Raw genomic sequence first — 12,572 nt, forward strand, 5'->3', positions numbered from 1 at the left:
TTTTCAATAGTCACACCTTTGTTTTATGAGTTTAAGTTATAATTTTCATAGGTAGTTTTGTACTTTTAACAGGCAAAATTTTCTATATATGATTAATAAAAAAGTGGCAAATATTACTGAAGCTTTAGATGGCGTTAGTGATAACATGACCTTTATGTTTGGTGGATTTGGTTTATCTGGGATCCCGGAAAATGCTATTGCCGAACTCGTAAAGCGTAATATAAAAGGCTTAACCTGTATCTCTAATAATGCAGGAGTCGACAATTTTGGTTTAGGTTTATTGTTACAGCAAAAACAGATCAAAAAAATGATCTCTTCTTATGTTGGCGAAAACGATGAATTTGAACGTCAGATGCTTTCAGGCGAATTAGATGTCGAGTTAATTCCTCAAGGAACCTTAGCAGAGCGTGCTAGAGCTGCACAATGTGGCTTTCCAGCGTTCTATACACCTGCAGGTTTTGGAACTGAAGTCGCCGAAGGAAAAGAAACCAGAGAATTTAATGGAAAAATGTATGTTTTAGAACATGCTTTTAATGCCGATTTCGGTTTTATTAAAGCATGGAAAGGAGATGCAGCAGGAAATCTTATCTTTAAAGGAACAGCGCGGAATTTTAACCCTAACATGTGTGGAGCAGCGAAAATCACAGTTGTTGAGGTTGAAGAGTTGGTACCAGTTGGAGAATTAGATCCTAATCAGATACACATACCTGGCATATTTGTGCAACGCATCTTTCAAGGAGAGAAATTTGAGAAAAGAATTGAACAATTAACCGTTAGACAAAAAGCATAATTATGTTAGATAAAAATGGAATTGCAAAACGTATTGCGAGAGAAGTAGAAGACGGTTTTTATGTTAATCTAGGAATTGGGATACCAACTTTAGTCGCCAATTACGTTAGAGACGATATTGAAGTAGAATTTCAAAGTGAGAATGGTGTTTTAGGAATGGGACCCTTTCCTTTTGAAGGTGATGAAGATGCAGATATTATAAATGCAGGTAAACAAACTATAACAACGTTGCCAGGAGCATCATTTTTTGATTCCGCAATGAGTTTTGGAATGATTAGAGGTCAACATGTTGATTTAACGATACTTGGCGCTATGGAAGTGTCAGAAAATGGTGATATAGCGAATTGGAAAATTCCAGGAAAAATGGTTAAAGGTATGGGAGGTGCCATGGATTTAGTAGCGAGTGCAGAAAATATAATTGTTGCCATGATGCATACCAATAGAGCAGGAGCTTCGAAGCTTTTAAAATCTTGTTCTTTACCGTTAACAGGAGTAGCTTGTGTAAAGAAAATAGTAACAAACATGGCTGTTATAGAGGTAACACCAAAAGGTTTTAAACTTCTAGAACGTGCACCAGGAGTTTCTGTAGAAGAGATTAAAAACGCAACAGAAGGAGCGCTTATTATTGATGGTGATATTCCAGAAATGATACTATAACACTTTTTGTTTGTAAAGCTTATGCCACTAAATTTTAGTGGCTTTTTTGTGCGTAAATTCTTAATATTATTTGTTAAATGTTAAAATATTATGTATTTCATCGATTTATGGTGTACTTAAACTGATTAATAGAAAATAATTATTCATATTGCAGTCCCAAACAAAACGAATTAAATTAGAGCGATTAACCATCAATGTAATTTACCTTTTTGCCCTAAATCTACCAAGAATTAGTATTTATGAACATTAAAACAAACCTACCGGAACGGACTTTAAATGAAAATCATGGATTTTCTGCGTTAGAAAACACTTTGAAGTTAGTCTCGAATGTTTTTAAGTTAGCTAAAAGAGTATTCATGCTATAATCCTTTTGGAATAGCATGAATTAACTTTTTAGTATACTCTCTTTTAGGAGAGGCATAAATTATATCTGCATCCCCAATTTCTTCAATTTTTCCTTTATTCATCACTAACAATTGATCTGCCATATATTTTACAACGGCCAAATCGTGTGAGATAAATATGTAAGTAAATCCAAATTGTGATTTTAAATCATTTAATAAGTTTAAAACTTGCGCTTGCACAGAAATGTCTAATGCCGAAACAGATTCGTCACAGACTATCAATTGAGGTTCTAAAGCAATAGTTCTCGCAATACCTACACGTTGGCGTTGCCCTCCAGAAAATTCATGTGGATAGCGATCAAATGCTGTGGCATCTAACCCTACTTTTTTTAGAATATCAATTACTTTTTCTTTTCTAGCTAAATCAGAACTTTCAATATGATGAACTTTCATAGGTTCTAAAATTGCATTTCCAACAGTTAATCTTGGATTCAATGATGCAAATGGATCTTGAAATATAATCTGAATGTCTTTGCGTAAGGTGCGCATTTCAGATCTATTTAAATGAACGATATCTTTTCCTTTGTATAGAATTTTTCCAGAAGTGGCTTTGTCTAATTGTAAAATAGCATTTCCTAATGTAGATTTACCACAACCAGATTCACCAACCAAACCTAAAGTTTCTCCTGGAAACACTTTAAAACTCACTCCATCAACCGCATTAAAAGCTTGATCTTTAGAAAACCATCCCGTTTTTGAGAGGTATGTTTTTTCAACATCTATAACTTCCAATAAAGGGGCTTGTGCGTATAATATTTTGTGATTTTTGATTCTATCAGTATCAGAAATAATAGCATTGTTCACAGTGTCTGCCATAAAATCTGAAATGGTAGGCAGTTGTTTTAAACGAAAATCGGTTGACGGTCGTGCTGCAATTAATGCTTTTGTATAATTGTTTTTTGGAGTATTAAATATGTTCTGTGTCGATCCTTGTTCTACAATTTCGCCTTTATACATCACTAAAACTCGATCTGCTAACTCGGACACTAAGGATAAATCGTGAGATATAAACAGTATACTCATTTTTGTCTCTGTTTGGATGTCTTTTAAAAGCTCTAAGATTTCTTTTTGGACGGTTACATCTAAAGCTGTTGTTGGTTCATCTGCGATTAGCAATTTAGGTTTACAAGCAATTGCCATTGCTATCATGACGCGTTGTTTTTGTCCGCCAGATATTTCATGAGGATACGCTTTATAAATGCGTTCTGGGCTAGGTAATTTTACTTTATTAAAAAGAGTTAAAACTTCAGCTTTTATTTCTGAATTAGATAATTTAAAATGTTGTTTTAAAATTTCTTCAACTTGCTTGCCACAGCGCATCGATGGATTTAAAGAACTCATTGGTTCTTGAAAAATCATTGCGATTTCTTTACCTCTTATAGTTTGAAATTCTTTTTCAGATAAATCAACGATATTCTTTTCTTGAAACTCTATGGTTCCAGAAGTAATCTTAGAAACGTGTTTTGGCAATAATCCCATTAAGGCTAATGAGGAAATTGATTTACCAGAACCTGATTCTCCAACAACAGCTACAATTTCATTTTTGTTGATACTGAATGAAATATTTTTAATGATATGTTTTTCAATCTTGTCTTTAAAAAAAGAAATATTAATGTTGTTGACGTCTATTAAATTTGCCATAAATGAAGTTAGAATCTTTTCTCTTTTAATTAAACGTGTTTTATTTCATTGTTATCAAGCAATTCATCTCCTCGTAATCTTAAGAAAATCTGCGCCACAGCAATGGTGTCTTTTTCACAGTAGACAACAATACGATCTATTTCTTTCTCTTTGTAATAGACGCGATAAACTTCGCTGCCATCAATATCATCTTTTGGTGACGGAATACCTAAAACATTAGTCAGTAATTTTAAAGAGGTATACGATTTATAATCTCCAAATTTCCAGAGTTCTAAGGTGTCTAAATGCGGAACTTCCCATGGTTTTTTACCAAAGAGGTTTAGCTTATGTGGTAATTTTATATTGTGGATAATCATCCGTCTGGCTATGTATGGAAAGTCGAATTCCTTACCATTATGCGCACAAAGCAAATGTTTGTTACCACTAAAATGTGAAATTATAAGATTTTTAAACTCTTTTAAAAGCTCAATTTCTTCTCCGAAGAATGACGTGACTCTAAAAGTTCTAGATGTACCTTCCGTTTTAAAATAACCTACAGAGATACAAATTATTTTACCAAACTCAGCCCAAATACCTGCTCTGTCATAAAACTCTTCGGCTGAAAACTCTTCCTTACGTTGGTAACGTGATTTTGCATCCCAAAGATCTTGTTTAGCTTTGTCTAAATCAGAGAAATTTTCCGTTTCCGGAACAGTTTCTATATCTAAGAATAGGATGTTTTCTAGGTTGAGTTTGCTAATCATGGTGTATTTTCAACTAAAGTTAACATTTTTAAATTAATCTTTAATTAAATTTTGTGTGGTTGTTTGTTTTTCAATGAGTTGTATGGCTCTTTCAAACACTTCATCACGTCCATTTTTAATGCCTTCGATAGTTGGTTTTACTTCAATATCTGGAACGATACCTACGCGTTGTGTTTCTGAACCATCTGGATAAAGAACCCCAATGCCTGATATTGCAGTTGTTAGCCCTCCAGGAAGCAATATAGCTGAGATATTACCATCGGCACCAGCCGTTGTGCTGCCAATTATGGTTGTTTTGTCTCCAGCTCTAAAGGCCATGGCCGTATATTCTGCTTGACTCTGAGATATTTCATTTACTAATACTATTACCTTTTGACCTTTGTAAGACCAACTTTTAGAAAGTCCTACTTTCAGATTGTATTTATAATTAAATTCGCCTGGGTTATTTAAGTTGCCTTTTGTGAATTTTACAAAATCTGCCCTATTATTATTTAAGAAATTTCCTAATTCAAAAACGACAAAAGTTGAAGGGTAATTTCTAATATCTACTACAATTCCTTTTAAATTTTGAAACTCTTCTTTAATTGAATCTATATCCTCGTTTGTGATATTTTGTAAGGTTATGTATCCAATATCACTATTTAGTTTTTTAAAACTTTTCTCAGTTCTTTTTTTGTACCAACTATAATATCCTTCGATATTATCTTTTTTATATAAATCTAGTTTTAAGTCAGAAGTTTTTCCAACGCGTTCAATTTTTAACTCTATACTGTTTTCTTTTGATCTCAAAATATTAAAACTAATATCTCGTAAGCGAGTGGGTTGGTTAGATGCTGGATAGTAGGGATTCATGTCTTTTACTACTTCATCAGTGTGTTTGCCGTTAATATGAGTAATAATATCGCCTATTTTTATTCCGTTGATTTTGTTTTTTTGCTCATTAAATAAATCATCTACAACTAATTTGTTTTCTATAAACTTAACATGAATTGGTGCGTAATAATCGCCTCGTTGTTCTTGTATTTTATTATTTCCACTCCAAAGATTAGCATGTGTGTCTTTAATATCTCCAATAATTTGAATTACGGCTAGTTCATATTCTAACTCATTTTTAGCATTGATGAATTTTGGGATGTATTCTGCCAAACAGGTGTCCCAATCCTTATCTGTTAAATGTCTGTAAGGAAAATAATAATTTATAATATTCCAATATCTAAAGAGTGATAATAGTCTAAAACCAGCATCTGGATAAGGCATATCCTCATAGATGGCTTCATTTTTAAATTCTGGATTTCCAACACTAGGATTCATAGCAATATAATAATGTTCACCTTGGTGTCTATTGCTTTGGATGTATAGTAATTTTTCACTTAGAGACGTAGAAATGTTAGTTGCTGTTATCCATTCTAAATCCGGTTTTAAATGAGAGTCTTCAGAAGTTGGTTTGCATTTTCTACAGCGTTCTACCTTTCCATAGCGTTCTATCCAAGATAAAAGTAAAATATCGCGTTCTGTTGTTGTAGTCACTTTTTGATATGCTGGAAGTAACCTAAAAAGTTCATAATCCCAATTATAATTTCCTTTTCCGATTTCGGGATGATAGTATTTTAAAAATCCCCAAACACGTCCTAAAAGCTCAAGGTTTTTTATTTGATTTTCATCCAAGGCATTGAAAGTAATAGCTGAACCTTTATCAAATTTAGTGTCTCTATTTAAGGTTTCAAGATCTACGTGGTGATTGCTTTGTGCAGTAATGTTTAGAAATGTAAATAGCAGGATAAGAGTAAAATAAAGTTGCTTCATGGTTGGTTTGTTTTACTCAAAAAAAGAAATAAAAATGGCGATATATAACTAACTATTTGTTAAATAACATAATATTAAGACTTTAAATTTAGCATTGCATAAGCTTCATCTATATAAACATAAAAATCTTCAGGGAAAAAATCAACCTTTACATTACTTCTATGATGTCCTAGTCTTACAATAATTACATTATCTTCAGGAATTGTAATAACATATTGCCCTAAAATTCCCACCATAGCGAAAGTATGTTTATTGTTGTAGTCACTTACCCAAAAACCGTAACCATAAGGCTGACCACTAAATCTAGATTTGGTTGCTGTAGCCACAAAAGTAGAGTCTAGTATTTGTTTGCCATTCCATTTGCCATGGTCTTTGTAAAGTTTGCCAAAGCGGCCAAAATCTCTTGCACTACTAGAAATACAGCAAAATGCTTTCGCTAGTTTATTGTCGTCATCATCTAATTGCCAAAACGCATCGTTTTCGGCGCCTAAGGGTTGCCAGAAGCTTTCAGATAGATAATTTGATAATCTTTTTTTGGTTGCTTTTTTAATCACCATACCAAGTAATTGCGTACTTCCACTTAAATATTCGAATTCTTTTCCTGGTGTTTTTACGACTTTCTGATTTAGAATAGTTTCCGCTAAATCATCATCATAATTGGCTCTTGCAGTAATAGAAAACGGACTAGAATAAGACTCTACCCAATCTAAACCTGAAGCCATTGACGATAAATCACCAACCGTTGTTTTTGTGCCTTTGTATTGCGGATAAAAATCACTAATTGGTTGATCTAGATTTTTAATATAACCATCCATTATAGCTTTACCAAGTAACGATGAGGTTATACTTTTAGCCATAGAAAACGAATTGGTTTTAGAATCTACACCATAATTATCAGCGTAATTTTCGTAATAAATACTATCATTTTTTATAATTAAATAAGCAACAGTACCAAATTCACTGTTAGTGTTTTTTAATCGATCTGTAGCGTTTACAGAATTATAGTTTTTGTGAATTGGCCAAGCATCAGTGTGTGTGCCTTTTTTTATAGTATCATTTTCAAAATAAGGATAGTCATCAATAAAAGCAGTAGAATGACCTGTAAAATACACAACACGTATACCTTTTAATATATAGTCGTAATCAAAAATATAAGAGGCAATTACAAGCACACCAATAATTCCGATGAGCCATTTTAATAGTTTTTTGATAAATTTCATTGTGTTAGATATTAATTATTTGCTTTACGTTTTTTTAGTTTTTCTTTATAAAAGGCTTTGTTAGCTATATAAATAGTCTTTTTAAAAGTAGCAATAATATGTTGTTTGTCGTCAACCAAATTCATGGTTTTAACAATATCAATTTCACGAGATTCAATAACCGATTGTTTTATAGTTTCAATCTCTTCTCTTGTGAATATAAATTCACCATAAATGGTAGTTTTACCTGGTTTTTTATAGCGTGCTTCAACAGATTTATCCCAAACTACAAAATCATTACCCAGTATTTGAATAAGTTGAATCATGTAAATAGGATCTGTTGCAGATAACATGCTGCCACCAAAAATAGAGCCTGCATAATTGCGATTTTTCCAACTTGGTTTTAATCTAATTTTTACAAAAAGCAAATCGTCACTAACCTCAATAAGTTTGGCAGTAGATCTACGATACATTGGCGACCAATTGAAACCATATTTGTATATCGTTGAAGTTTTAAAAAAACGTTTTAAAAATTCAGTGGCTATTTTATACATTAAAATAAGGATTGTTGTTTGTATTCACTTTCATGATTGAGCAACCATTGTTTTCTGTGTAAGCCACCAGCATAACCTGTGAGGCTTCCGTCGCTACCAATGACTCTGTGACAAGGTACAATAATCCAAAGCGGATTTTTACCGTTGGCACTTGCAGCAGCTCGTATGGCTTTTACATCTCCTAATTGTTTGGATAATTCTAAATACGAAATGGATTTTCCAAAAGGAATAGTCTCCAATTGTTTCCATACCTTTTTCTGAAAGGTTGTGCCTTCAGGATGTAATTTTAAGTCGAATTTTTTTCGAGTATTGTTGAAATATTCTTTAATCTGAATCACACAATCTAATAAAGATTCTGGAATACTTTCTGATAATTCGTCTTGTGAATCTATGATTGAAACTGAAGTTATACCATTCTCATTTCCGCTAATTTTAGCATGTCCAAGAGGTGTTTCAATATAGCAAATTTGCATTAATTATCTTCTTTGTCTATGATGCCTAAACGTTTTGCTCTACTTTCCCAACTCTTTCTAGCAAGTTGTTGTAAGTCTGAAACATTATCACTTTCATCCATAATTTCGAGTCCAAGAAGTGTTTCAATCACGTCTTCCATAGTAACTAAACCACTTACAGAACCGTATTCATCTACCACTAAAGCTAAATGATTTCGACTTTCAATAAGTTGTTCAAATAATGTAGGAATAGGTAAATTACGATCTACAATAATAATATCTCGTTTAATTTCTGATAACAGTTTAGAACCGTTACCTAAAGCCATTTCTTTAAAGACTTCAGCTTTTAAAACTAAACCAGTAATATTATCTGTGTCATTTGTAAAAACAGGAATTCTAGAATAACGTATGTTTGAGTTGGCATTAAAGAAGTCTTCAATGGTCATGCTCTCATTTTCAGTTTTTACAACTGTACGAGGTGTCATAACATCTTTAGCGCGCACTTCTTTAAAGTTCAATAAGTTTTTAATGACTTTACTTTCGTTTTCTTCAAAAACACCTTCTTCATGTGCAATTTCTGTCATTGCAACAAAACCTTCTCTACTTAAAACACTTCCATGTCCTTTTCCGCCAATTAGTTTTGTAGTTAACTGAAGTACCCATAAAATACCTGTCCACTTTAAAGGAAATATTAAAATATTAAGTGCTTTAGTTGTAAAATTAGCGAGTTTTTTCCAGTGTGTAGCACCAATAGTTTTTGGGATAATTTCTGAAGCGACTAAAATAAGTATAGTCATAAGTGTAGAAACTACAGCAACCATTAGATCTTCTGTAAACTCTATACCTAAAATAGAACGTTTGGTAGTTCCGTACAGTTCTACATAAGCCACTTTAGCTTGTACACCAACCAAAATCGCACCAACAGTGTGTGCAATGGTATTAAGTGTAAGAATAGCAATTAAAGGACGATCGACATCCTTTTTTAGTTCTTCTAATTCTGCAGCATAGGCTTTACCTTCTTTCTTTTTAAGATTAAGAAATGTAGGAGTTATACTAAGTAAAACAGCTTCTAAAATAGAACATAAGAACGAAAAGAATATTGATATGACAGCGTAAAAAACGAGTAAGCCCATTAATGTTGAGAAGTTTAGTTACTGCGAAGTTACGAAATCAATGATTAATTTTAGATTTAATTTTTTTTCATAACTTTAAATATCAAACGTATGGTTTTACAAACTGTTTTTGTGGGTTAAAATTACTTCACATCCAAAAATACGCCAGCACTAAATGAAGGGTTCGCTGCAATAATTTTTCCACTTAAAAGAGATGAGTAATTTAGAGAGAAACCGAGCTTTTTAGTTATGTAGTAAGACACTTCTGCTCCTAAACCAACATATTCAATATTGTTAGCAAATATGCTGCCTTGAGAGTTTTGAGCATTTAAACTTCCGTTATGTAAAGATTGAACTGTATTTAATCTCCCTATTAGCCAAAATTTATCTTTAATTAACTGCGTACCTAATTCTAATCCTGTGGTTAATTGATCTGAAAAATCATTGGTTCTATTATTAAAACCGAAATATAATTTTCCATAAAAAGATTGATGGTATACTTTGAAAGATTTCCCTAAGTTAAGTTGTAATAATTGATTAAATTCTCCATCACCTGTTTGAAAACTGCCATCAGAACCTCCTTCACTTTTTCCTGTAGGTAACCCCAACTTTAACGAGGCAGATAAAGCCCAAGAGTTTTTATTAAAAATACCATAGTTGACACCTAAATCTATATCTCCAATAGAGTTTACAGCTTCACCTTCGGTTAAAACTTGTCCTGTTGTTCCGGAAACAGCATCGTTTTGAGTTGTTCTTGAAAAGAAAGGAATGTACGCAATTAGATCCCATTTTTTAGTTAGACCATATTGTCCATAAAAATTGAAATTGAAATTTGTTCGTGTAGCATTTGGATCTTTATCTCCAGTATCTGTATAGTGCTCGTCTGATTCTAAATACCAAGCAGACACCTTATAATAGCCTTTACCTTTGTCTTTTGTCCATTGAGAAAAAGAAAATTGAAAACCTAAAATGATGATTGCTAATGTAGCAATTGATTTTTTTATTGTCATTGTAATTGTCTAAAGATGTATTAATCTAATATTTCGCCAGTACCTACTTTTACTCCAAAAGGTTGACACCAATAAAGTAAATAAGTATAATCGTTAATATTAGTTTCAGGAATGGTGTAGTCGTGAGCGCCATTAAAAACACTTACTGGTCCAACACTATAGGCTCCTGAGATAGAATTTGGGTTATTGGTGAGGTATAAATAAAGTCCAGGTAAACTTGTTGTAGCTTGATAGTCGCTATTAACAGAGAGTAATAAGTTATTTGAGTTTTCTTGTTCTTCAAGCGTAAATGTGCCTGTTAATAAGTAACTACTAGTTGTAACTATAGTTCCAGATTTTACTGCAGGTTCTATAATAACAACGGTTCCATCTTCGGTAATTGTTACAGGAAAGCTTTGTTCTAAAAAAATATCATTCTCTTGAGTGGAAGCTGATATTGTGGTGACACCTTCAGAAATAGCAGTTAATAATCCTGAAGTATCAATAGTTGCAATGTCTAAATTAGAACTGCTCCACGTTATTGTTGCTTCTTCTTCAATGCCAATATTATTAAAATATGCTGTGTTAAACTGAAAGGTTTCAGGAACAGGTAATGAACTTATAGGATTTAAAATTCTGAGCTCAGGTTCTATAAAGTCATTAACAATATCTTCTCCGATACAACTCGTTTGTAAGAGAAAAAATGAAACAAGTAAAAACGTGTACTTTCTAATCATAGATAATATATTTATAGAAGAGTTGTCTTTAATGATTTAGATACCTTACAAAAAATGTTAAGAAAATGCTATTATTCTATTGTTAGAAGATTAAATTAAGGCCTAAAAAAACACCCAAGTATTAAATACAAGAGTGTTTTTTTAACGATTGAAAATTATTATTGGTAACAAAATTTTAATAAACTTCGAGATGTTTTTTATGCTCAGTTAAATGGATAAATTCCCCGTTTTTATATTCAAATTCTCCTTTATAAGCATATATTGAATCAATCTGACAACAAAATGAAAAATCGGAGGCATAGCTATATGAGAGTTTTTTCGATTTTTTATTATAAGTTAAATAGTGCTTTGTTTCAATAAAACTTTCTTGAGATAACGATAGTTTTCCGCTAGGATTATAAATGCTGTCGTTTAAAATTTCATTGTATTTTGGATAATTATAATCGATTTTATGATAGTTTATCTTGTTGTCTTTAAAAGAAATTAAAGTCGCAGATTTTGTTTTTTCAGAATAAACAGCTGCTGGTCTACCAAAGCTCTTTTCCTTTATTAGATATTTTCCATCAGGCATTAGGTAAATATGTTCTAGATCTTTAAAGCCTAATTTTTCAATGATGTGTTCATTTGCTAGCACAATTTGGGAAACCCAATAAGGATTACAATAGGCACCACAAGACTCTCCACGTCCAACAACTATTTTAAACAGGTTATCTGGCGAGGCATAAATTCTAGCTACACTGATACCCTTATCTCCGTCAGAATAATCGGATAATAGTTTTTTGATTTTTAAATTTGAAAAGTCAGCATTTATAGTGTCTAATGATGAAAAGGCTGATTTTCTCCAAAAACGAAGTAAATCTAAAGAGTCTTTATAAGACGTCTTAAAGTTTGAATGAATTTCGTCAAAGGGATAGTCTACAAATTCACTATTTTTAATTTTAACAAATTTATCATTAGAGTGAATTTCAGAAACGGATGTTTCTTTAGTTTTAGATGTGTGCTGGTCTTTACAACCAAAAACTAAAGCTAAGAGTATAAAAGTTATTTTAATTTTTAAACTGTAGTTCATTAGCTTTCTAATATGATACTCGTATTTGGAACTCCGTATTGAGAGATGCGTTCTAATAAAGTCACTAATTCTTTGTTGCTTTTAAAATAAGCCAAAATACATAAACTATCCTCTCCGGTTATACGGTCGCAACGCTGAACTTCATCCATGCATTTAATTTGATTATAGGCTGTTCTTAAAGTGCTCGATTGATGGATTTTTAAATTGATATAAGCTTTAACTTGAATATCGAATTTTTCATGATTAAGTCGAAGGGAATACCCTAAAATAAACCCTTTATCTTCCAATTGTTTGACACGTTTTCCAACAGCAGGAGCAGATAGATCTACCGATTTTCCGATGGTTGCAAAAGACTCCCGTGCATTTGCACTGAGTATTTTTATGATTTTCTTGTCAATAGCGTCCATGTTTCAATTCGGAATC

13 protein-coding genes are annotated in these 12,572 nt (G+C 32.2%); 2 read left to right on the forward strand and 11 right to left on the reverse strand.

The window, feature by feature from the left end:
* The first annotated feature begins 88 nt into the window (after nucleotides 1-88).
* Together HM981_RS05550 and HM981_RS05555 are read left to right on the forward strand one after the other, a co-directional pair.
* Entirely contained in the window at nucleotides 89-790 is a 702-nt protein-coding gene (locus HM981_RS05550) for a CoA transferase subunit A (RefSeq protein ID WP_179337575.1), read from the forward strand.
* A 2-nt stretch (nucleotides 791-792) separates the two neighbouring features.
* Entirely contained in the window at nucleotides 793-1,446 is a 654-nt protein-coding gene (locus tag HM981_RS05555; RefSeq protein ID WP_179337576.1) for a 3-oxoacid CoA-transferase subunit B, read from the forward strand.
* 359 nt (nucleotides 1,447-1,805) lie between these two features.
* Here the strand turns inward: HM981_RS05555 and HM981_RS05560 are convergent, their stop codons facing one another.
* From HM981_RS05560 to HM981_RS05610, 11 genes are all read right to left on the reverse strand, one after another.
* Nucleotides 1,806-3,491 (reverse strand): ABC transporter ATP-binding protein, encoded by a 1,686-nt coding sequence (locus HM981_RS05560; RefSeq protein WP_179337577.1) that lies wholly within the window; start codon nucleotides 3,489-3,491, stop codon nucleotides 1,806-1,808.
* A gap of 29 nt (nucleotides 3,492-3,520) precedes the next feature.
* Nucleotides 3,521-4,234, reverse strand: a complete 714-nt coding sequence (locus tag HM981_RS05565; protein ID WP_179337578.1) for a 3'-5' exonuclease — start codon at nucleotides 4,232-4,234, stop codon at nucleotides 3,521-3,523.
* A gap of 33 nt (nucleotides 4,235-4,267) precedes the next feature.
* Nucleotides 4,268-6,037 carry a S41 family peptidase gene (locus HM981_RS05570; RefSeq protein ID WP_179337579.1) on the reverse strand — a complete coding sequence of 590 codons (1,770 nt, stop codon included), beginning with the start codon at nucleotides 6,035-6,037 and terminating at the stop codon, nucleotides 4,268-4,270.
* A gap of 74 nt (nucleotides 6,038-6,111) precedes the next feature.
* Entirely contained in the window at nucleotides 6,112-7,257 is a 1,146-nt protein-coding gene (locus tag HM981_RS05575; RefSeq protein ID WP_179337580.1) for a serine hydrolase domain-containing protein, read from the reverse strand.
* Nucleotides 7,258-7,268: 11 nt separating this feature from the next.
* Nucleotides 7,269-7,790, reverse strand: a complete 522-nt coding sequence (locus tag HM981_RS05580) for a PaaI family thioesterase (RefSeq protein ID WP_179337581.1) — start codon at nucleotides 7,788-7,790, stop codon at nucleotides 7,269-7,271.
* Nucleotides 7,790-8,263, reverse strand: a complete 474-nt coding sequence (locus tag HM981_RS05585; protein WP_179337582.1) for a methylated-DNA--[protein]-cysteine S-methyltransferase — start codon at nucleotides 8,261-8,263, stop codon at nucleotides 7,790-7,792. Before HM981_RS05585 ends, HM981_RS05580 begins: the two co-directional genes overlap by 1 nt.
* The gene (locus tag HM981_RS05590; protein WP_179337583.1) at nucleotides 8,263-9,375 is read right to left on the reverse strand and encodes a CNNM domain-containing protein; all 1,113 of its coding nucleotides are present in this window, start codon (nucleotides 9,373-9,375) and stop codon (nucleotides 8,263-8,265) included. Before HM981_RS05590 ends, HM981_RS05585 begins: the two co-directional genes overlap by 1 nt.
* Nucleotides 9,376-9,497: 122 nt before the next feature.
* Entirely contained in the window at nucleotides 9,498-10,364 is an 867-nt protein-coding gene (locus tag HM981_RS05595) for a hypothetical protein (RefSeq protein ID WP_179337584.1), read from the reverse strand.
* Nucleotides 10,365-10,384: 20 nt separating this feature from the next.
* Nucleotides 10,385-11,080: an Ig-like domain-containing protein gene (locus HM981_RS05600; RefSeq protein ID WP_179337585.1), complete on the reverse strand. Its 696-nt coding sequence runs from the start codon at nucleotides 11,078-11,080 to the stop codon at nucleotides 10,385-10,387.
* 175 nt (nucleotides 11,081-11,255) lie between these two features.
* Entirely contained in the window at nucleotides 11,256-12,149 is an 894-nt protein-coding gene (locus tag HM981_RS05605) for a hypothetical protein (RefSeq protein ID WP_179337586.1), read from the reverse strand.
* Nucleotides 12,149-12,556 carry an Lrp/AsnC family transcriptional regulator gene (locus HM981_RS05610; RefSeq protein WP_179337587.1) on the reverse strand — a complete coding sequence of 136 codons (408 nt, stop codon included), beginning with the start codon at nucleotides 12,554-12,556 and terminating at the stop codon, nucleotides 12,149-12,151. The genes HM981_RS05605 and HM981_RS05610 overlap by 1 nt, the downstream gene beginning before the upstream one ends.
* Between the last annotated feature and the right edge of the window lie 16 nt (nucleotides 12,557-12,572).

Origin of the sequence: Winogradskyella ludwigii, from assembly GCF_013403985.1 — a bacterium.
Taxonomy (GTDB): domain Bacteria; phylum Bacteroidota; class Bacteroidia; order Flavobacteriales; family Flavobacteriaceae; genus Winogradskyella; species Winogradskyella ludwigii.